Source organism: Rodentibacter rarus, assembly GCF_001998965.1.
Lineage (GTDB): Bacteria > Pseudomonadota > Gammaproteobacteria > Enterobacterales > Pasteurellaceae > Rodentibacter > Rodentibacter rarus.
Genome location: NZ_MLHJ01000022.1, coordinates 1 through 21,856, shown reverse-complemented (window position 1 = coordinate 21,856; position 21,856 = coordinate 1). Strand labels below are relative to the sequence as shown.

Sequence of the window (21,856 nt, the reverse complement as noted above, 5' to 3'; positions counted from 1 at the left end):
CGTGTGTCCGTTATAAAATATAAGTGGATAGACTGCGTATGAGCCTACAAAAATAAAATTTGTGCAACAACTACATAATACTGTTAATTTGTGCCACCCACCGTAATTTCATCAATTTTCAACGCAGGTTGCCCCACCCCCACCGGCACGCTTTGTCCGTCTTTTCCACAAACCCCAATGCCTAAATCCAACTCTGATTTATCGGCCACCATAGAAATTTTTTGCATCACCTCAATACCGCTACCAATTAGCGTTACCCCTTTTACCGGTTTGGTGATTTTTCCTTTCTCAATCAGATAGGCCTCTGAGGTAGAAAACACAAATTTACCTGAAGTAATATCCACTTGCCCACCACCAAAGTGCGGCGCATAAACGCCGTGATCCACCGAAGCGATTAAATCCTCAAACTGACTCTGCCCCGCCAGCATATAAGTATTGGTCATGCGTGGCATCGGTAAATGGGCGTAAGACTCACGACGACCGTTTCCGGTAGGCTTCACGCCCATTAAACGGGCATTCATTTTATCTTGCATATAACCTTGCAAAATACCGTCTTTTATCAGCACGTTACATTGGCTTGGCACCCCTTCATCATCAATCGTGAGCGACCCTCGGCGATTGGCAAGCGTGCCGTCATCCACAATCGTGCAAAGTGGAGAGGTTACTAATTCGCCAATTTTTCCGCTAAATAAAGAGCTTTCTTTACGATTAAAATCCCCTTCTAAGCCATGCCCTACCGCTTCATGCAAAAGCACCCCGGGCCATCCTGCCCCCAACACAACGGGCATTAACCCTGCCGGTGCGGCCACCGCCCCTAAATTCACCAAAGCTTGACGAAGCGCTTCTTTCGCAAAATTGACGGTCCGAATATCACCATCAACGGTTTCAAAAAACCAGTCCAATCCAAATCGTCCACCGGAGCCACAACTTCCCCGCTCACGTTTGCCATCTTCCTCAACTAACACAGAAATAGACAAACGTACGAGTGGGCGAATATCTGCCGCCAATGTTCCGTCTGTTGCCATCACTAAGACTTCTTCATAAACGGCACTTAAACTGGCAGACACTCGGGTGACACGAGGATCTTCAGCTCGGGCTGTGCGATCAACTAAATGTAATAATTCAATTTTCTTTTCTTTCGAAAGGGTTTCCAGCGGGTTAATTGCCGCATAACGCCTAATAGGATCGACCGCATTGAGTGCGGTCGGCACGATAATATTGCCTTGTTTGCTTTGCCCAATCCCTTTCACCGCATTAGCACATTGTTGCAGTGAGTCAAGACTAATTTGATCCGAATAAGCAAAACCGGTTTTCTCACCGGATACGGCACGAACACCTACTCCTCGATCAATGTGAAAACCGCCCTCTTTAATAATACCGTCTTCCAACACCCAATTTTCATCTTGGCTAAGCTGAAAATAGAGATCAGCATAGTCAATATGACGATGCGACATTAAATCGAAAATATTCAATAATTCTTTGGTGGATAACTGGCTTGGAGTCAGTAAACTTTCCGAAACCTGCTTTAACATATTTTTCTCCGTAAATATAAAATTTATCTCAACGTGAACTCAAAAAAGTGCGGTCAAAAAACAGCGAGTTTTTTTAGAACAAACCGCTTATAAATTTTCTAACCCAAATTGATACAAGGCATTTTTCTTATAACCGTATAATTCCGCCACAATCGCCGCCGCTTTTTTAAGGGGTAATTCTTGTGCCATTAAGGTGAGGGCTTTAATCGCCAAAGGTGAGAATTCCGCCTCACTTTCCTGCTTGGTTTTGCCTTCTACAATTAATACCATTTCACCTTTGGTTCGGTTGGGATCTTCGCTCAACCATTGGCGTAAATTTACCACGGTATCGCCCACAATAGTTTCCCATGTTTTTGTCAGCTCACGCGCCAACACCACATAGCGCGCTTCCCCCAACACCTCTTGCATATCGGCAAGGGTATCCAAAATGCGGTGGGTAGATTCGTAAAAAATCAACGTGCGTTCTTCTTCAGCTACCTTTTCCAGTTTATCTCGGCGGGCTTTGCTTTTTGCCGGTAAAAACCCTTCAAAACAAAAACGATCTGAGGCAATACCGGAAGCACAAAGTGCCGTAATCGCCGCACAAGCCCCGGGTAAAGGCACCACAGCAATTCCCGCCTCCCGACATTGACGAACCAAATGAAAACCGGGATCGCTAATTAAAGGGGTGCCGGCATCGGAAATTAATGCAATATGTTTCCCTTGTTTCAGTTTTTCCACCAAAACTGCGGCTTTCTCTTGCTCATTATGATCGTGCAATGCAAAAAATGGCTTTTTAATGCCATAGTGACTGAGCAATAAGCCACTATGACGAGTATCTTCTGCAGCAATGAGATCCACTTGAGAAAAGGTGTCTAAGGCTCGCTGGGTAATATCTTTTAAATTACCGATAGGGGTTGCCACAATATATAAAATTCCGCTTAAATCATTCATTTTTGTTTGCTTTTAAGGTTCGAGGTCAGTAAGATCGCTCCCATTATTGACTCATCCATAACGGAGCAAAACGAATATGGCTATTCTATTACAAGGCACAGGTTTTAAAAAACGTTTAATGCCAATTTTATTATCCGTTGCATTAGCCGGCTGTTCCAATTTATTTGGCAGCAGTTTCACCGAAACCCTACAACGAGATGCCAATGCCAGTTCCGAATTTTATATGAATAAATTGGAACAAGCCCAAAATGCAGAAGATAAAGAAACCTATAAACTCCTCGCCGCTCGAGCATTAATCAGCGAAAACAAAATCCCGCAATCAGAAGCCATTTTAGCGGAATTAGGGGAATTAAATGAGGCACAAAAACTTGATCGTTCGTTAATTGAAGCCCGTCTTTCTGCAGCGAAAGGATCAAGCGAGGTCGCTGAAAGCCAATTACGTTTGATTGATCTTAAAAAACTCAGCCCTTCTCAAAAATCACGTTATTATGAAACCCAAGCAAGCATTGCAGAAAATCGTAAAGAGGTGATTGAAGCAGTGAAAGCCCGCATCAAAATGGATGAAAACCTTTCTGATGTACAGCGCCGCCAAGAGAATGTGGATAAAACTTGGGCGTTGTTGCGTTCTGCTAATTCAGGTGTAATCAATAATGCCTCAGATGAAGGCAATGCGGCACTTGGTGGTTGGCTAACGTTAATTAAAGCTTACAATGATAATCTTCGTCAGCCGGTACAATTAAGCCAAACATTGCAAAATTGGAAATCGGCTTATCCTAACCATACGGCAGCGACCCTTTTTCCAAAAGAATTGCAAAGTTTGTTAAATTTCCAACAAACCAATCTTGCCCAAATCGGTTTAATTTTGCCTGTCAGTGGTGACGGTCAAATATTAGGAAATACCATTTTATCCGGGTTTAACGATGCCAAAGGCAATTCCACCATTCCGGTACAAATTTTTGACTCAGCCACTTACTCCATTGAGGATATTCTAGTTCAAGCCAAACAAGCGGGGGTGAAAACCTTGGTTGGGCCACTTTTAAAACAGAATGTCGATGCTATTATTAACAACCCGACTACAGTGCAAGGCATTGATATATTAGCCTTAAACACCACACAAAATACGCACGCGATTAATCAAATGTGCTACTACGGCTTATCACCGGAAGATGAAGCCGAATCTGCCGCCACCAAAATGTGGAATGATGGAATTCGCCACCCGGTTGTTGCCATGCCACAAAATGAATTGGGTCAGCGGGTAGGCAATGCGTTCAATGTTCGTTGGCAACAATTAGCTTCAACCGATGCCAATATTCGTTACTATAACTTAACTGCCGATGTACCGTATTTCTTCCAAGAAAATGGGGCAAATTCAACCGCACTTTATGCGCTCGCAAACCCAGAAGAACTGGCAGAAATAAAAGGTTATTTGGCAAACAGTCTCCCGAATGTGAAAATTTATGCCAGTTCCCGAGCCAATGCTGCGGGTCATTCGACTGAATATGCGGCTCAAATGAACGGTGTACAATTCAGTGATATTCCCTTCTTTAAAGAATCCACCTCTAGCCAATATCAAAAAGTGGCAAGTTCAACCGGCAATGAATATCAACTTATGCGCTTATATGCGATGGGATCGGATGCTTGGCTATTGATTAACCATTTTAATGAACTACGCCAAGTACCAGGGTATCAATTAAGCGGTTTAACCGGGCTATTAAGTGCCGGTCCAAGCTGTAATGTAGAACGTGATATGACGTGGTTCCAATATCAAGGTGGGCAAATCGTGCCGGTCGCTAACTAAATGTTTTCCTTAAAACGTCAACAAGGAGCGGGCTTTGAGCATCAAGCCCGCCTTTTTTTAGAATCAAAGGGATTGCGTTTTATTGCGGCCAATCAGTTTTTTAAATGTGGTGAACTCGATCTTATTATGCAAGATGGACAGACCATTGTGTTTGTCGAAGTCCGCCAACGTTCAAATACCCGCTTTGGTTCGGCCATTGACAGTGTCGATTGGCATAAACAACAAAAATGGCTTGATGCCGCCAATCTTTGGCTTGCCAAGCAAAATCTCAGTTTAGAAGATGCCGACTGCCGTTTTGATCTCATCGCTTTTGGTAAAAATGCACAAGAGATTCAATGGCTTCCTAATTTTCTTGATTAATTTAATTTTCAATGATGTTACAACAAGTTAAAGATATTTATAGCGAAAGCATACAAATTCAAATTTCCGCCTCCAGTTTGCTCACGGAAAATATTGCCAATGCAAGCCAAAAGGTGATTCAATGCTTACTTAGCGGCAATAAAGTGATTGCCTGTGGTATTGCACGCTCCTATGCGAATGCTCAATTTTTAGTGTCTAATCTCCTAAATCGCTATGAGATTGAACGCCCAAGTTTTCCCTCTGTGCTACTCAGCCTAGAAAGTGCGGTCGGATCTTCATTAGTTTTTGATCACTCACCGGAAAATCTCTATCAACATCAATTTAACGCCATGGCAAAACCCGGTGATTTGCTCATTGCCTTTGCCCCATTAGGCTCGGAAAAAACCGTGCTCAACACCATTGCCAATGCGGTAAGCAAAGAAATTCGCGTGATTGCACTAACCGGTTCAAATAATGATGCCATTCAAGGTTTATTAGCAGAACAGGATTTGGAAATTTCCATTCCAACTCATAAGGAAAGCCGAATTTTGGAAAACCATTTATTTGTTATTAATGCCATTTGCGAACTCATTGATCACACATTATTCCCAAGAGTTTGATAAAATGCTTGCAATCATTAAACTATCCGATGATTCCTTTGACTAACTGACTGATCCATTTAAGTAAAGGAGAAACAAATGACACTCACCTCATTCAAAAAACCGGTATTGATTTTAATGGCTTCAATCCTTTTACAAGGCTGTGTTGCCGCCTTACTTGGCGGTGCCGCAGCAGGAACAAAGGTCGCCACGGATCCTCGTACAATGGGCACACAAGTTGATGATGAAACCCTTGAATTTAGAGTAGAAAATGCCCTGGATAAAGATGAACAAATCAGCTCGGAAGCACGGGTAAATGCCGTTTCTTACAGTGCTCGTGTATTATTAATCGGTCAGGTGCCAAGCGAAAGTACAAAATCCACGGCAACGGATCTTGCCAAAGGCGTTGAGGGTGTCACCGATGTTTATAACGAACTGCGTATAGGCCCGAAAATCACCATCGGGCAAATCAGTAAAGACAGTTGGATCACCACACAAGTGAAATCCAAAATGCTCGTTGATGACCGAGTGAAATCAACAGATGTAAAAGTCATCACGGAAAATGGCGAAGTGTTCTTATTAGGTAATGTCACACAAGCCCAAGCGGATGCCGCCGCAGATATTGCCAGCAAAATTAGCGGGGTACAAAAGGTGATTAAAGTGTTTAAATACTTGCATTGATTTTTTCACGAAAAATGATTTTAGCGATAAAAGTGCGGTCAAAAATCCAGTGTTGTGTAATAAATGTACAAAAGCTATCACTTGAGGGTACACTGTGTGTATCCGCTTGCAACATATTGAAATAATTTGATTTTATAACGGACACACACAATATCTCACTACAAAGCGAACAAAATAACGTTGTGCAACTGCTACATAATATTGAAAAAATCAAGAAAATTTATGACCGCACTTTTTTACCTTGAAAAATATTTAAACACCGCCTCCATTATTACTTTTTAGCTAGCCCTTCTCTAATCCATTTATCAAACCCATCATAATCCACCAAAAAGGCATCGTGCCCATAAATGGATGGGAATTCGTGAAAATTCAACACAACCTGACTGTGCTCTAACAACTGTTTGCTTTTGTGTAAATCCACGGATTTGAACAATTGATCTGTCGTAACAGAAACGAGGGTGTAGTGTGCTTTAATACGTGACAGTGCGGTTTTCACATCGGGATAGCCCAAACCGGGATCATACATATCCAATGCCCGCAATAAATGAAGATAGCTATTGGCATCGAAACGTTCAAGAAATTTTTTGCCCTGATAGCTCAAATAGGATTCCACTTGGAAATAATCGCCCCAAAAATCCCCTTCCGATTTTGCCGCGCGTCCAAAGGCTTTGGCAAGTTGTAAATCGGTACGATACGTCAGCATACCTAACATTCTGGCAATGGATAACCCCTGATGGGGTGGGGTTCCATCATAATAATCTCCACCGTTGAAATGAGGATCATTAATCACTGCTTGACGCATCACATGATTAAAACCGATAGCTTCTGCGCTGAAAAAAAGTGACGAACAAAGATTGACGATATTATCCACAAAATCCGGATAATCAATCCCCCACTGGGTCGCCTGCATTCCCCCGAAGGATCCGCCAATCACAGCTTTTAAATGCGTAATCCCTAAATAATCTATCAAGACTTTCTGTACACGCACAATATCCTGTACTGTAATAGCCGGAAATTGGCTCCCATAGGGTTTACCTGTTTTAGGATTAACAGAGGCCGGACCGGTTGTGCCTTTGCAGCCACCCAATACGTTGGAGCAAATGAAGAAATAACGAGAAGTATCCAATGCCAGCCCGTCCCCCATAAAATTCTGCCACCAACCATTTTGTTCACCATTGGAAAAATAAGGCTCCGCATCACCGGTAAGTGCGTGGCAAATCAGCACTGCATTGCTTTTATCGGCATTCAATATTCCATAGGTTTGATACGCCACCTGAATGGGTGAAATCTCACCGCCCAGCATAAGTTTGAGAGGATGATCCTGAAAAAGCACCACATTTTGCACAGACATTGAAAACCCATTGCGTAAAATAAAAGATGCTTTCAATTATCAACAGCTTATTTTCTTTGTCAAGAAATTTTAGCCGTCTAAACGGCTAAATACCCCCCATCGACAGCAGGGAGAGAAATGCAAAATTCAGCTTGAACTTATCCCAAGTTTTCATTATGTTAGGCACTATGATTAATTCAAAAACAACATTAAAAATGACCGCACTTTCTTTTTGGCAGCGTTTTCATTTGAAAAAAATGATTCGCCTTATCTGTGGTGTGGGGGGGCTCCTACTTTTGACCTGCATCACCATCGATCAAAGCATTAGCTTTTACGTGCGGGAGCGTGTATTTGAACACATCGAACAACTTCCTTATCGTCCTTATGCAATTGTACTCGGCACCTCAAAATATATCGCTACGGGTAAAACTAATGATTACTACAGCCATCGCCTTGTGGCAGCCAAAATGTTGATTGACAACCAAAAAGTGAGCGCCCTGCTTCTTAGTGGCGATAACCGCACATTACAATACAACGAACCTCGTACGATGTTCCGAGATTTACGCCAAATGGGGATTTCCGAAGATCGACTTTTTCAAGATTTTGCCGGTTTTCGCACACTGGATTCCGTCATCAGAGCTGATAAAGTTTTTCAACTCCCTGCCTATACTATCATCAGTCAAAAATTTCACTGCGAACGCGCATTGTTGATTGCAAAATATCACAATATTGATGCTATTTGCTTCACCGCAAAGCAACCGGAAGTCTACTTTGGCACCCGCATTCGAGAAATATTTGCCCGTATAAAGGCACTCTTTGACTTAATTTTAGGGATTCAACCTTATTTTTTAGGCGAACCGGAACCCCTTCCACTCCCAGAGAATCAATAAGTTATCTAAATTTTTTATCCAATTTCATTAAATAAAATCGACTTTATATTGTTAAAAATTAGGCGTTCTATAATTTTGATCTAGAATACAGCACAAAGACTACAAAATAAAAAAGAGATCTATCGTTTATCCGATAACCTCCTAATTTCTAATATAAAAAGTAGAATTACTCTACATACCATCCATTTCCACCTAAAACCAGCTTGATTTTATGTTGCTGTTTTTTTAGCTTATCCAGATAATATTCTTGATAAAATAATTTAAAATTAGCTTCAGAAAAAAGCCCTTTTAATTCAGGTAATTCTTCAATATCAAGAGTATATACAACATCTGTTACCGTGTATCCAAAATTTTTGTCAACATAAGGCTCCGTAAATCTTATTATATTAGGATTCTTATAGGTTCCATAACAGATAGTTAAGTCAGAATATGTCCCCCAATTTATACCCTTCTCAGAAATTTTTTTACCAAAATCACTTAAATAATATATAGGAGCCTGTAGATAATTTTTTAATTCTTCTTTTCTCAAATTAATTTGAGTTTCATACTGTTTTTTTATTCTCGTTATTTTTTCTTCTCTTTCTAATATAATTTCATTCTCACGAGCAATAGCTTCTTTTATTGGCTCAACTATGGCAACCTCAAAGTCTTTGGGATTTTCAGGTCTACCTATCAGTCCTGCAGGTCGAACAAACCAAAAAATTTTATTTAGTAACTCTCCTTTTGCTCTTTCTTTTATTGATAATTTATCTCCTGAAGATAACACAGGGGTATTTTCTTGATAATTAATATAATCGGGATCATTTTTTATAGTATTAACAACTTTGTCATATTCCTCATTAATAATCATCTCTCTATATTGATCAAATATGGCTTTTGATTGATTCAACATTTCTAGTTTAATATCACGCTCTCTAGTATCTTGTTCTTGATGCTCAAATAAATAAGTATCATTATAATCAATTGCCTTAGTTATTGGAATATTACGTTTTTGTGATTCCCACAAACTTAGTAAGTCAGGTGAGCCATCTATTTTTTCTACAATTTTATACTTTTCCATTAAATGAAAATAATCTAGTAACGGAGATAAATCAGGATCAATCAAATACCCTTTATCTTGAACTTTCTCAATCTTATCCGGAAATGACTCTACACGCATATTAGTAAATTTAATAATTTTAACTAACTTAGCAAAATCTGTTTTTGTCGTCCAATATTTTAATTCGGAATTTAATTTTTTATGATTATCTATTGTAGGTACAAAATCAGTACAAGCTAAAGCATTATTTATATGCGAAGAAATTACCCTTTCAAAGTTCTCATTGTTTGCTTTTTTAGGATCATCACAACCCAACACAACGAAACACAGCAACGGTAATAAAATATTTTTAGATTTCATAGATACTTTAATCCTCTTCACCGAATAATTTTTTTGTAACCACACCAACAATGCCCATCACAACAGTAGGTAGAATCATTCCAGATATTTCAGAAGTACAACCAGGACAAAGCTCATCATCGTAAATCTCCCCACCTTTCGCATAATTATTACAACCCGGTTTACGACAAATAAAAATCGTTCCATTGCAATTTGGGCATTGGCATTTATCACGCCGAAGAGTATTTTCTTCTATAATTTTTGCTTGTACCTCTTCCAAACAAAATGGGCAAATTCCTTTTGGTTTACATTGTTGTGACATAATAATTCAATCTCCTTAAGGTAAAGGTCTAATTTCTATTCTACGCTTATAGCACTTTGGGCAATAATTTGGTGTTTTTCCCGTATTACGGCTTGTCCATTCATATTTGCAATCAAGGCATTTTGCTCGATAAACAATTCTATTCTTCGTTTTCTTTGCTTCTTTTAAGCTATTCTTAGTTTGCATTTTATTCCCCTTAATAATTTTTGAGTTTTAATTCTGCTTGGGTTAAAGGTTCTAATGCAAGCGTGTAAACTGAATCAATAGCAGGACCAGAAGTTAAATAAAATGTACCGGAAAGTAACCCTATACTAGGCGGAGCATCATCTCTCCATTTAGAACCAGGAATAATATTACATTTTTCTCTGTATTGTTCATATTCTTTATCATATTCTGCACCATTATATTCCCAATAATGTGCGTATGATTTATTTTCATCTGATTTCTTATTAACAAAAAGCATGAAATTATTAATAGGCAATATTTCTCCAAAATCTAAAAATTCAAAATGTCCTTCATTTCTTGTTGCGGCTATACCACCTTCTTCTATTACTTTTCCACTTACTAGAACATATGGAGAATTGCCATCTTCTCTTCTAATAATTTCCTCTGTTTCTTCATATGCTTCTTCAAATTCAAACGCACCATTAAATCCTGTTGAACAATATGCTATCTTTAAATTAATAACTGACTCTCTATTTTTATCCAAAAAATTGTAAAGACCAGCCACATCAGATTTATCATATATAAATATTGAATACTCCTTTATTCTATTTTTTTGTAAATTCAATAAATCAGGAAAAAATACTGCTACAATTCCTAAAACTGTGGCAATAAAACTCATAATAGAACCAATAATAATTTTTGGGCTAAAGATTTTTTTATTTTCAGTAGTCATAATTAAGCTCCCGTTTTTTGGTTTTCTTCTAAGGTTAAAGTTTGATTGATAAGATAATTAATATAAAAAATGCTGAAGAAAAAAGTCATAACCTTATTTGTAGATAAATTAATTTGTTTCTCCTTCGCATATTCTTCAATAAAAGTGCGTAATTTAAAGGATAAAATGATATAAAGTATGCCGCTTGCAAGAGCAAGAAAAGATGCTAATAAATCAAATACTTGAACGCCGAGCATATACTCAGAAAAATCCGACTCACTATCAATTCCTTCAAGATAATCATTGACAAACGTCATTGCCATTTCATAAGAAAAACTCGTCATTAATATGCTCACCCCTAAACAAATTGTAATCGCAAGTAAAAAATCCCTATATTTAAAGGATTTTTGGGTATATTGGATAAGTGACGGAATTATTCGCCATAGATAGATGATTGAATAGATTCCACAAGTCACAAAGCTGAGTAATACTAAGTTAAGCGTGGAAATACGATCTTGTGGTTGATCAACCTGATACATAGATAACTCCTAAACAAAAATAAACCAAAATAGTTTATATAAAAACCATATAAGTTTACAACCATTTTTTGAATTATTTCATAATCTACTTATGAAAATTCAAACAGAAAAACAAAAATTTGCCGCCAGACTCCATTTAGCGCTCTCCGCAGCAGGTTTATCGCATTTAAAAACGAGTGAAATTGCTACTAAGTTTAATCTTCAGCACCCAAATGAATCCGTCACTCAACAGGCAGTACATAAGTGGTTGAACGGGTTAGCGATACCCTCACTAGATAAAATTGAAACATTGGGAGTTTGGTTGAAGGTTGAACCAAAGTGGTTAAGATATGGCGGACAGGAAACATTAACAGATCCACTTGATGAAGCTTTAATGAGTATGATTACAAAGTTAACTGCTCAACAGAAAACCGTTCTCATTAATTTAATTAGCGTGTTTAGGACTTCAAACGAAAGCTAATGCTTAGCGAATACATTATCTTTTTATAATGTTTATGGATTTAGATCATCTTGGGGCAAACATTTTGATTGTTTATTTTTTGCACTTTAACCTCCCCTCTATTTATCTCTTAGTAGCCTATTAAATTTTTTTGAATTAGCACAATTTTTTAGCTATTTTTGTTTGACAATTTTTGGTGAAATCGTTATTTCTATAGCCCTGCAAACACAATCTTTAATATTTTTATTTACAGGGAGAATTACATGATGTCTCATTTATCTGTCGCCAAATTTGGTGGTACTTCTGTGGCGAATCACGCTGCAATGACAGCTTGCGCAAAAATTATTATTGCCGATCCCAATACCCGCGTTGTGGTGCTCTCTGCCTCTGCCGGTGTCACCAACCTTTTGGTTGCCCTCGCAAACGGTGTGGAAGCGGAAGAACGCAGAAAATTGGTGGGCGAAGTGCGGTCAATTCAAGAAAATATTTTGAACGAGCTCAAAGATGACAGCTGTGTGCGCCCGATTATTGAAAAATACATTGAGAATATTGAATATCTTTCCGAAGCGGCAAGTCTTGCTACATCCGCAGCTTTGACTGATGAACTCATCAGCCATGGCGAAATGATGTCTACGCAAATTTTTATTGAAATCCTACGTGAACAAAATACCACTGCCACTTGGCTTGATGTGCGTGACATCGTGGCAACCAATAGCCATTTTGGTAAAGCGGCACCAAACGATGAACAAACCCAAGCCAATAGTGACCGTGTTTTAAAACCGTTAATCGACCGTGGCGAATTAATCATTACGCAAGGTTTTATCGGTCGTGAGCCCAGTGGTAAAACAACGACTCTAGGGCGTGGTGGTAGCGACTATTCCGCCGCCTTATTAGCTGAAGTGCTTAATGCAAAAGATGTATTAATTTGGACAGATGTTGCCGGCATTTATACAACAGATCCTCGAATTGTGCCAACCGCACAACGTATTGATACCATGAGTTTTGCGGAAGCCGCTGAAATGGCGACCTTCGGCGCTAAAGTGCTTCACCCAGCCACGTTGCTCCCTGCTGTTCGTAGCAATATTCCGGTTTATGTGGGTTCAAGCAAAGCGCCACAAGATGGCGGCACTTGGGTAACACGCGACCCTCAGCCCCGCCCGACTTTCCGAGCCATTGCATTACGCCGTGATCAAACCCTATTAACTCTTTCAAGCCTGAGTATGCTTCACGCACAAGGCTTTTTAGCTAATGTATTCAGTATTTTAGCGAAACACAAAATTTCCGTGGATACCATTACCACATCGGAAATTAGTGTTGCTTTAACCTTAGATAAAACCGGTTCAACCTCATCCGGTACGGAATTACTTTCCGGTGAATTATTAGAAGCGTTAAGAGAATATTGCACGGTGAAAGTGGATACCGGGTTGGCTTTAGTGGCGCTCATCGGCAACGATTTACACATTGCCGCCGGGGTAGCAAAACGTATTTTTGACACGCTGGAACCTTACAGTGTTCGTATGATTAGCTATGGCGCTAGCACCAATAATATTTGTATGTTGGTACAAAGCGAATATGCTGATGAGGTCGTGCGTTCGCTACATAAATCGCTCTTTGAATAATATTCCTCCATTTTCATTAAATCTATAAATCGAAATCGCTTTTTGAGCCATCTCAAAAGTGATTTCGATTTTATTATCGCTAACAGATATCAACAGGAAATTTGTATGTCATTCTTACAAAAATTAAAAACTGTCATCATTTCGACCGCACTTTGTGCGGGGATAGGTTACGCATCAAGTTATTGGCTAAACCCCAAATGGAAAATAGAGGCAGAAATCACTCACCCTAGACTCAGCGAGTTAGGGAATTATTATTCACTCTTCTCGATGTACCACCTGATAAAGGGAAAAGATAATGCAGAAAATAAAGTACCGGAATGGATCTATCAAAATTTTACTGAGCAATTGGTTTCTTATAACAACCTCAAACAGTTTTGGGAAAATACCCCTTATTACAAGCAAAAAATCGGTGAAAGCCCTACAAGCAACGCTGAACTATTGAACGATTTAATCAAAAATACCCATTTCCAACCGCTAAACGATAACACAGGAAAAATTACCCTCATACTTAATGAATCGGAAGGGGCACAAGCGTTACTTTCGTCACTTCTTGAGAACAATAATACCCTCACAAGAAAAGTGATGTACGATGATCTTATTCTTCAGTGGAAAAATTTATTTACCCAAGTGAAAACCGCAACAGAACTCAATTTAGGTTATATTCCTTATGGTGGTGCGGTAGAACGTCAAGATTGGCAAGGAAAATTAAATATGATGAAATCCGTTAGTCCGTTAGATGAGCAATTTACAGCCTATCATTTCACCAAAACACCACAACCCCCTGAAGCAACAGGGCGAAATAGCTGGCACGGTATAGGGGCAGGAATCGGTTTATTACTCGGATTATGTCGCTTTTTGTTTCTTCGGAAGCAAAAAACCATTGATTTATCTTAAAATTGAGGGCGTATCAAAGGTAGAAAGTCATGGCAGAATAGTTTAATATAGCGAGCCGTGATTCGTTCTAAGTCGCTATGATCTCACGACTAAAATGCAGAATTTAATTTTTTAGAATAATCAAAAATACCAATGCTTGGTTATTCATTTTATCAATCCAAATTTAAAAGGTGGAAATTATGGGAAAAAGTGTCGTTATCCTGGGTGCTCAATGGGGCGATGAAGGTAAGGGTAAAATTGTTGACTTATTAACGGATCGCGTCAACTATGTTGTGCGCTATCAGGGCGGTCATAACGCCGGACACACACTCATTATTAATGGTGAAAAAACCGTATTGCGTTTGATTCCATCCGGTATTTTACGCCAGGATGTGACTTGTCTTATCGGTAATGGTGTTGTCCTTTCACCTGCCGCATTAATGCAAGAAATGGGCGAACTTGAAAGCCGTGGTATTAATGTCCGTGAGCGTTTATTAATCTCCGAAGCTTGCCCTTTAATTCTCCCTTATCACGTGGCGATGGATCATGCACGTGAAGCAGCGTTAGGTAAAAAAGCCATTGGTACGACCGGTCGTGGTATTGGTCCGGCTTATGAAGATAAAGTGGCACGACGTGGTTTGCGAGTTGGCGATCTCTTCGACAAAGCAGCCTTTGCGGAAAAACTGAAAAATATCCTTGATTACTATAATTTCCAATTAGTCAACTACTATAAAGTGGATGCCGTTGATTATCAAAAAACCTTAGATGAGGTGATGGCGGTAGCCGATATTATCACCGGTATGGTGGCAGATATCACCACAATTTTAGACACCGCCCGTAAAAATGGCGATAACATTCTCTTTGAAGGCGCACAAGGGACGATGTTAGATATCGACCATGGTACTTATCCGTACGTCACCAGTTCAAACACTACCGCAGGGGGCGTTGCAACCGGCTCAGGTTTCGGTCCTCGTCATCTTGATTATGTGTTGGGTATCATTAAAGCCTACTGTACCCGTGTGGGCGGAGGGCCATTCACTACCGAATTATTTGATGAGATCGGTGCAAAGATTGCCCGTAAGGGGAATGAATTTGGTGCGGTAACCGGTCGTGCCCGCCGTTGTGGTTGGTTTGATGCCGTTGCTATTCGCCGTGCTATCCAACTCAATTCGATTTCCGGTTTCTGTATGACAAAACTGGATGTATTAGATGGCTTTGATGAAGTCAAAATCTGCGTGGCATATAAAATGCCAAATGGCGAGATTGTGGAATATGCCCCGCTTGCCGCCAAAGATTGGGAAGGGGTTGAACCGATTTATGAAACTTTACCGGGCTGGAAAGAAGACACTTTCCGTGTGACTGATGTCAATAAATTGCCGCAAAACTGCCTAAACTACATCAAGCGTATCGAAGAAGTGACCGGCGTGCCCGTTGATATTCTCTCAACAGGACCTGACCGTGTGGAAACTATGATTTTACGTGATCCGTTCGGTGCTTAAATATTTTCAATTTTCCGACCGCACTTTGAAAGTGCGGTCTTTTTTTCTGCTGTTTTATCCATAAATTATGAACGAACAAGCTATTATTGATTATCTTGAAACCCATCCCGATTTCTTTAACAACCACCCTTTACTCTTAAAAAAACTGACTTTTCATCATTCAACAAAAGGGACGGTTTCACTCATTGAAGCCCAACTCGCCCAATATCGTCAAGAGATTACCAGCCTAACCGCACAACTTGAAAAATTTCACCAATTAGGCCGCCAAGAATCGGACATTTTCTTCGCCTTAATCCCACTCCAAAAGAAATTATTTCAAGCTCAAGATTTGTTTTCAGTAGAAAAGAAATTAGATCAATGGGCGAAATCTTATGAATTAGAGGGCGCTAAACTTCTTCTTTTTACCGATAGTTGGAAAAAAACGGCAACTCTCCCCTCCTCTTTTTGGATTGATCGCAACGCCTTTGAAATTATTCGGCTAGAGCGTTTGAGCTTGCGTCAATTCTATTTAGGTGAATTAAGCGGTAAAGAAAAATCCCTACTCTTTTTGCCGGAAGAATTTCCTATTGGCTCTATCGCTTGCTGTTTACTGGGCACAAAAAATACCCATAAACCCACCGCACTTTTGCTCTTCCGCTCCCGTGATACACAACGATTTCACCCTGGGCAGGACATTTCCTTCCTCAAGCATTTAGTGGATATTGTGGATATTCATTTGGAAAAACATCTCAGCGAAAGGATTTGCTAATCTCTTGTTTTATAAACATAAAATCTTTGTGATCGAGATCTCATTATTGAAATTTGGCTTTTTTGGGAAAATGTCAAATGGCATATAATCTCCGCAATCTCAACCTGAAAGGAAATAGTATGAAAACCTTAAGTGAATTTATTGTGGAACGCCAAGCGGAATATCCCAATGCAAAAGGCGAATTAAGCGGGATTTTGTCATCAATTCGATTACTCGCCAAAATCATTCACCGAGACATTAACAAAGCAGGATTAGTCAATATTCTCGGGCTGTCCGGTGTGGAAAACGTACAGGGCGAAAGCCAAATGAAACTCGATCTGTTTGCCCATAACACGATGAAAGCCACATTAATGGCCCATGAAGAAGTGGCGGGATTTGCTTCCGAAGAAGAAGAAAGTTTTATTGCCTTTGATACGGAACGGGGTCGCAATGCAAAATACGTGATTTTAACCGACCCGCTTGATGGCTCTTCTAATATTGATGTCAATGTTTCCGTAGGAACTATTTTCTCTATTTATCGCCGTATTTCACCCATTGGTACCCCGGTGACGATGGAAGATTTCCTTCAACCCGGCAACAAGCAAGTAGCAGCCGGCTATATTGTCTATGGTTCATCCACTATGTTGGTTTATACCACCGGAAACGGGGTGAACGGATTTACCTACGATCCTTCAATCGGCACATTTTGCCTTTCCCATGAAAATATGAAAATGCCGAAAACAGGGCGAATTTATTCCATTAATGAGGGGCAATATCTCAAATTCCCACAAGGGGTGAAGAAATACATTAAATATTGCCAAGAGGAAGATAAAGCCACCCAACGCCCTTATGCCTCACGCTATATTGGCTCGCTTGTGGCAGATTTTCACCGCAATTTATTAAAAGGTGGGATCTATATTTATCCGAGCGCAACCAACTATCCAAAAGGAAAATTACGTTTACTTTATGAAGGCAACCCTATGGCATTTTTGGCTGAACAAGCCGGGGGATTAGCCACTGACGGTTATCGCCGAATTTTAGATATTGAACCTAAAGAATTGCACGAACGGGTGCCTTTGTTTGTGGGTTCGGAAGAAATGGTTCGCAAAGCCCAAGAAATGATGATGGAATTTAAAGAAGATTAATCCCTTCAATTTCATATAAAAACAAAGTGCGGTCGATTTCATTGATGTTTTAAAACGCATTTGAAATCGACCGCACTTTATTAATAACTTGATGAAATCTAATCCCGTTTTCGGCTCAGTAACCACCAAATAATGGTAATGAATAATAAACTTGGAATGAGTGCCCCCACGATTGCCGGCATATTATAAACCACGCTCATTTGCCCGAAAATTTCGTTCACCACATAAAAGAGAAAACCGAAACAGATTCCCGTTACAATTCTCGCCCCTGCTGTCACACTGCGCAAGGAGCCAAAGATAAACGATAGCGCCAACATCATCATTACCCCCACAGACAGCGGTTGGAATATTTTACGCCAAAAGGTCAGCTCAAAACGGCGAACATCTTGCCCTGTTTCTTTTAAAAAGGCGATATATTCATATAACCCACTGATCGATAAGGAAGTTGGTCGAAAAGAAACAGCCCCTAATTTATCCGGCGTTAAATTTGTTTCCCAAGATTCCGTTAAACGGTTTGTGGTACTAATCTCTTCCTTTTGAATTTTTGAGTCGCTCACTTGACGCAATTGCCACTTATTGTCTTCTGCTAAATAGGTTGCTTGATTCGCATGCTTTAATTGTGTAAGGGTTCGCTTGTCGTCAAAAGTATAAATATACACATCGTTTAATGTCGTATTCTCCGAGACTTGACGCACATAAATAAAATGATTCCCATCTTTCGCCCAAACACCGTTTTTTACGGAAAGCATTGAACCACCGGAAATAGCTCGAGTTCGCATATCACGAGCAAATTGTTCTGTTTGCGGAATTCCCCATTCCCCCATCACCATCGTTAAGATCACTAACGGTAAGGCGGTCTTCATCACCGCTAATCCGATTTTAAAACGGGAAAAACCCGCAGATTGCATTACCACCAATTCACTACGACTCGCTAAATTACCGAGAGCAATCAACGCACCCAATAATGCTGCCATAGGGAAAAAGGTTTCCACATCTTTCGGAATGGTTAAAAAGGTAAAGCCTACTGCCTGCAAAACATCATAGGTCCCCTTCCCCACACTACGGAATTGCTCGACAAATTTAATGATGGCAGATAACCCAACAAGGGTGAGTAACGTGGCAAAAATCGCCCCTAAAATGCTTTTACCAATATAACGGTCTAAGGTGTTCATCAACATTTTATTTACCCTTTTCGGCTAAAGAAATGACGAAATTTATACATTACAGCGCTATCCCAACTATTTAATACGATGCCAAGGAATAAAAATGCCACATTGACAAGAGGCATTAAAATTGATGCCTCTAATTTGCCCGCAGAACCGGCAGATTTTAATGAACTTTGTAATAAGAAATAAATGAGATAAAGCAATAATGCCGGTAAAATCTTCGCAAAACGCCCTTGTCTTGGGTTCACACGGCTTAGTGGCACAGCAATTAATGCCATCAATGGTACGGCTAAAATCAGCGTAATTCGCCAATGTAATTCCGCTCTTGCAGCAGGGTCATTTTGCTTGATTAATGCACCGGAAGAAAGGGTTGCCGCCTCATCGGATTGACTTTCTGTCGCTTGATACCCCAAATAAGCCTGATACTCAGCAAAATGGGTGAAACGAAAATCAGGCAAAGCCGCAGTGCCTTCTACACGTTGTGTATTTTGCAAACTCAAGATTTGATCGCCATTGGGTAAGGATTTTAACTGTCCCTTTTCTGCGGTAACAACAGAAGGTTTGGTCTGCCCTTTAGGGGCGGTTTGAAACAGGTAAACATCATTAATTTCGTTGCCTTTGATACTATCAATAAACAACACAAAATTATTATTACTGGTGGACATAAATTGACCGGAAGACAGCGCCCCCATGGTTGGGTTAGCCTTTGCTTCTTCCACCAGCGTGCTTTGTTTTTGAACCGCCCAAGGGGAAAGCCACAGGGCGTTATAGGCAGCTAATCCTGCGGTGATGAGAGAAAGCATCAACACCACACGCACCAAAATTCCCTGCCCGATACCACAGGCCCGCATCACGGTGATTTCACTTTCCGCATATAAACGCCCAAAGGTCAATAAAATGGCAATAAACAAACACAATGGCAACATAAGTTGCGCCATGGTCGGCATGCCTAAGCCAAGTAAAGAAAACACTAAATCCGCAGGCACATTACCATTTGCAGCCGAACTTAGCACCCGCACAAGTTGCTGGCAGAAAAAAATCAGTAGCAAAATGAACAAAATTGCCACTTGGCTCTTAAACACTTCTTTCGTTAAATATCGCGTTAAAATCATCTTATAGAATTATTGTTTATCATTAAAATTGAGGGGAAATAGGCACTTTGGATGCATCATTTTTTACCTGTATTATCAGCCTAAATTACCCCTCCCCCTAGATAAAATTGACCGCGTATGATACCTTATTTTCGCTGATTTAAACAGTCAAAAAAGAAGGAAATCAAATGAAATATCAAGCCAAATTAACCGCACTTTCACAAGCTGCTGAATGTCTTATCATCGGTGTGTATGAGAACAGTGAATTTTCAAAAAGTTTCAATGAAATTGACCTTGCCACGAAAGGCTACCTCAATGGTTTAATCCAATCAGGCGAGCTCACCGGGAAATTAGGTCAAACCTTATTATTGCGAGATCTTAATGGTCTTGCAGCTAAACGAATCTTAATTATTGGCTGTGGTAAAAAAGGTGAACTTAGCGAACGTCAATACAAACAACTTATTCAAGCGATGCTAAAAGCCTTAAAAGAGAGCAATATTCGTGAAGCGGTGTGTTGTTTAACCGAGGTGGAACTCAGCCATCGTGACCTTTACTGGAATATTCGTTTCGCCATTGAAACCATTGAACATAGCAACTATCAATTCGATCAATTTAAATCACAAAAAGCAGAGCCAATCAAACTCGAAATCCTTATTTTCAACACGGATTGCTCACAAGCACAACAGGCTATCGCCCATGCTAAAGCCATTGCAAAGGGCGTGAAAGCAGCACGGGATATCGCCAATATGCCACCAAATGTGTGCAACCCTGCCTATCTTGCCTGCCAAGCGAAAAATTTAGCGGAAAAATCTCCCGCACTTTCCCTTGAAGTCATTGATGAAACTATGATGGCGGATTTAGGGATGAATGCCTATCTTGCGGTTTCTCGAGGATCGACAAACCCCGCTTATATGTCAGTGCTTCACTTTAACAATGCACCGAATAAAAATACGAAACCGATTATTCTTGTTGGCAAGGGTTTAACCTTTGATGCCGGTGGGATCTCGTTAAAACCTGCCGCAGATATGGATGAAATGAAATATGATATGGGCGGTGCGGCTTCGGTATTCGGGACAATGAAAGTGCTCGCTGAACTGAATTTACCTCTAAATGTGATTGGTGTACTTGCCGGTTGTGAAAACCTCCCCGATGGCAATGCTTATCGCCCGGGTGATATTCTCACCACCATGAATGGCTTAACGGTGGAAGTGCTCAATACCGATGCGGAAGGCCGCCTTGTCCTGTGTGACACCCTCACCTATGTAGAACGCTTTGAGCCGGAATTGGTGATCGATGTGGCAACCCTCACCGGTGCTTGCGTGGTCGCATTGGGGCAACATAACAGCGGTTTAATGTCTGAAGATGAACACCTTGTCAGTGATTTACTCAATGCCGCACAGCAAACCACGGATAAAGCGTGGCGTTTACCATTAGGTGAAGAATACCAAGAACAGCTCAAATCCCCATTCGCCGATCTTGCCAATATTGGGGGACGTTGGGGCGGCGCAAGCACAGCAGGGGCTTTCTTATCCCATTTCACGAAAAAATACCGCTGGGCTCATTTAGATATCGCCGGCACCGCCTGGTTGCAAGGGGCAAATAAAGGGGCTACCGGTCGTCCGGTTTCCTTGTTAACTCAATTTTTGATTAATCAAGTGAAATAACAACCCAATAAAAATTAACCGCACTTTAATCTGCCCCCAAAAGTTGGACAAAATCAACCAACTGATTTAAGGGGCAGATTTTTTATGGGTGAATATTAAAATCTGTTTTATTGATGAACGAAACAAACGTTATATAGCCGCTATGATATAAAGCGCAAACTAAAGCACTTTAGCCTCAACAGCCTTCAATATTTAAGCTAACTTATAAATGCACCAAATTGATGGGACAAATTCGGTATTATGTAGCAAATGCACAAAATAGAAATTTTAACCAAAACGTAGGGACACACTGCGTGTGTCCGTTATAGAATCAAATTATTTCAATAGGTTAAAATTCGGACACACGCAGTGTGTCCCTACCGCTTTTCCCAAAAAAATCGCCTTTTCAACGGCTCGAAATCTGAAATTTAGCCCT

The 21,856-nt window shown here is 40.2% G+C and carries 21 protein-coding genes; 12 read left to right on the top strand and 9 right to left on the bottom strand.

Features of this window, described 5'->3' with window-relative positions; all coding sequences use genetic code 11:
* Nucleotides 1-83 precede the first annotated feature (83 nt).
* Together tldD and rsmI are read right to left on the bottom strand one after the other, a co-directional pair.
* Nucleotides 84-1,532, bottom strand: coding sequence for a metalloprotease TldD (gene tldD, locus BKK50_RS03395; protein WP_077415325.1), 1,449 nt, complete (start codon nucleotides 1,530-1,532; stop codon nucleotides 84-86).
* Between the two features lie 87 nt (nucleotides 1,533-1,619).
* Nucleotides 1,620-2,465 (bottom strand): 16S rRNA (cytidine(1402)-2'-O)-methyltransferase, encoded by an 846-nt coding sequence (gene rsmI, locus BKK50_RS03390; RefSeq protein WP_077415323.1) that lies wholly within the window; start codon nucleotides 2,463-2,465, stop codon nucleotides 1,620-1,622.
* Nucleotides 2,466-2,541: 76 nt separating this feature from the next.
* Between rsmI and BKK50_RS03385 the strand changes: the two genes are divergently transcribed.
* The 4 genes from BKK50_RS03385 to dolP all read left to right on the top strand — a co-directional run bounded on the left by BKK50_RS03385 (nucleotide 2,542) and on the right by dolP (nucleotide 5,882).
* Nucleotides 2,542-4,263 (top strand): penicillin-binding protein activator, encoded by a 1,722-nt coding sequence (locus BKK50_RS03385; RefSeq protein ID WP_077415321.1) that lies wholly within the window; start codon nucleotides 2,542-2,544, stop codon nucleotides 4,261-4,263.
* Nucleotides 4,264-4,623, top strand: a complete 360-nt coding sequence (locus BKK50_RS03380; protein WP_077415319.1) for a YraN family protein — start codon at nucleotides 4,264-4,266, stop codon at nucleotides 4,621-4,623. It abuts the gene before it with no gap.
* 14 nt (nucleotides 4,624-4,637) lie between these two features.
* The gene (locus BKK50_RS03375; protein ID WP_077415317.1) at nucleotides 4,638-5,222 is read left to right on the top strand and encodes a D-sedoheptulose-7-phosphate isomerase; all 585 of its coding nucleotides are present in this window, start codon (nucleotides 4,638-4,640) and stop codon (nucleotides 5,220-5,222) included.
* Between the two features lie 78 nt (nucleotides 5,223-5,300).
* Nucleotides 5,301-5,882: a division/outer membrane stress-associated lipid-binding lipoprotein gene (gene dolP / locus BKK50_RS03370; protein ID WP_077415315.1), complete on the top strand. Its 582-nt coding sequence runs from the start codon at nucleotides 5,301-5,303 to the stop codon at nucleotides 5,880-5,882.
* A 271-nt stretch (nucleotides 5,883-6,153) separates the two neighbouring features.
* Here the strand turns inward: dolP and metX are convergent, their stop codons facing one another.
* Nucleotides 6,154-7,233, bottom strand: coding sequence for a homoserine O-acetyltransferase MetX (gene metX, locus BKK50_RS03365; protein ID WP_077415313.1), 1,080 nt, complete (start codon nucleotides 7,231-7,233; stop codon nucleotides 6,154-6,156).
* Nucleotides 7,234-7,400: 167 nt separating this feature from the next.
* Between metX and BKK50_RS03360 the strand changes: the two genes are divergently transcribed.
* Nucleotides 7,401-8,102 carry a SanA/YdcF family protein gene (locus BKK50_RS03360; RefSeq protein ID WP_077415311.1) on the top strand — a complete coding sequence of 234 codons (702 nt, stop codon included), beginning with the start codon at nucleotides 7,401-7,403 and terminating at the stop codon, nucleotides 8,100-8,102.
* A 166-nt stretch (nucleotides 8,103-8,268) separates the two neighbouring features.
* Here BKK50_RS03360 and BKK50_RS03355 read toward each other — a convergent pair whose 3' ends face one another.
* From BKK50_RS03355 to BKK50_RS03340, 4 genes are all read right to left on the bottom strand, one after another.
* Nucleotides 8,269-9,501, bottom strand: a complete 1,233-nt coding sequence (locus BKK50_RS03355; RefSeq protein ID WP_077415309.1) for a hypothetical protein — start codon at nucleotides 9,499-9,501, stop codon at nucleotides 8,269-8,271.
* 7 nt (nucleotides 9,502-9,508) lie between these two features.
* Complete coding sequence (locus BKK50_RS03350; RefSeq protein WP_077415307.1) at nucleotides 9,509-9,802, bottom strand: hypothetical protein; 294 nt, start codon at nucleotides 9,800-9,802, stop codon at nucleotides 9,509-9,511.
* Between the two features lie 196 nt (nucleotides 9,803-9,998).
* Nucleotides 9,999-10,700, bottom strand: a complete 702-nt coding sequence (locus tag BKK50_RS03345) for a hypothetical protein (RefSeq protein ID WP_077415305.1) — start codon at nucleotides 10,698-10,700, stop codon at nucleotides 9,999-10,001.
* A 2-nt stretch (nucleotides 10,701-10,702) separates the two neighbouring features.
* Nucleotides 10,703-11,218: a DUF4234 domain-containing protein gene (locus BKK50_RS03340; RefSeq protein WP_077415303.1), complete on the bottom strand. Its 516-nt coding sequence runs from the start codon at nucleotides 11,216-11,218 to the stop codon at nucleotides 10,703-10,705.
* Between the two features lie 91 nt (nucleotides 11,219-11,309).
* On the opposite strand from BKK50_RS03340, the gene BKK50_RS03335 reads away from it, so the two are divergent.
* The 6 genes from BKK50_RS03335 to fbp all read left to right on the top strand — a co-directional run bounded on the left by BKK50_RS03335 (nucleotide 11,310) and on the right by fbp (nucleotide 17,520).
* A complete protein-coding gene (locus BKK50_RS03335) occupies nucleotides 11,310-11,678 on the top strand; it encodes a transcriptional regulator (protein ID WP_077415301.1) in 369 nt (122 codons plus the stop codon).
* Nucleotides 11,679-11,923: 245 nt separating this feature from the next.
* The gene (gene lysC, locus BKK50_RS03330; protein ID WP_077415329.1) at nucleotides 11,924-13,276 is read left to right on the top strand and encodes a lysine-sensitive aspartokinase 3; all 1,353 of its coding nucleotides are present in this window, start codon (nucleotides 11,924-11,926) and stop codon (nucleotides 13,274-13,276) included.
* 105 nt (nucleotides 13,277-13,381) lie between these two features.
* Complete coding sequence (locus tag BKK50_RS03325) at nucleotides 13,382-14,170, top strand: hypothetical protein (protein WP_077415299.1); 789 nt, start codon at nucleotides 13,382-13,384, stop codon at nucleotides 14,168-14,170.
* Between the two features lie 179 nt (nucleotides 14,171-14,349).
* A complete protein-coding gene (gene purA / locus BKK50_RS03320) occupies nucleotides 14,350-15,648 on the top strand; it encodes an adenylosuccinate synthase (protein WP_077415297.1) in 1,299 nt (432 codons plus the stop codon).
* 67 nt (nucleotides 15,649-15,715) lie between these two features.
* Nucleotides 15,716-16,396, top strand: a complete 681-nt coding sequence (locus BKK50_RS03315) for a DUF484 family protein (RefSeq protein WP_077415295.1) — start codon at nucleotides 15,716-15,718, stop codon at nucleotides 16,394-16,396.
* A gap of 119 nt (nucleotides 16,397-16,515) precedes the next feature.
* Complete coding sequence (gene fbp, locus BKK50_RS03310) at nucleotides 16,516-17,520, top strand: class 1 fructose-bisphosphatase (RefSeq protein WP_077415293.1); 1,005 nt, start codon at nucleotides 16,516-16,518, stop codon at nucleotides 17,518-17,520.
* A 98-nt stretch (nucleotides 17,521-17,618) separates the two neighbouring features.
* Here the strand turns inward: fbp and lptG are convergent, their stop codons facing one another.
* Together lptG and lptF are read right to left on the bottom strand one after the other, a co-directional pair.
* Entirely contained in the window at nucleotides 17,619-18,692 is a 1,074-nt protein-coding gene (lptG, locus tag BKK50_RS03305) for an LPS export ABC transporter permease LptG (protein WP_179108396.1), read from the bottom strand.
* Between the two features lie 11 nt (nucleotides 18,693-18,703).
* Complete coding sequence (gene lptF / locus BKK50_RS03300) at nucleotides 18,704-19,798, bottom strand: LPS export ABC transporter permease LptF (RefSeq protein WP_077415291.1); 1,095 nt, start codon at nucleotides 19,796-19,798, stop codon at nucleotides 18,704-18,706.
* Between the two features lie 167 nt (nucleotides 19,799-19,965).
* Between lptF and BKK50_RS03295 the strand changes: the two genes are divergently transcribed.
* Nucleotides 19,966-21,441, top strand: coding sequence for a leucyl aminopeptidase (locus tag BKK50_RS03295; protein WP_077415289.1), 1,476 nt, complete (start codon nucleotides 19,966-19,968; stop codon nucleotides 21,439-21,441).
* The last annotated feature ends 415 nt before the right edge of the window (nucleotides 21,442-21,856 follow it).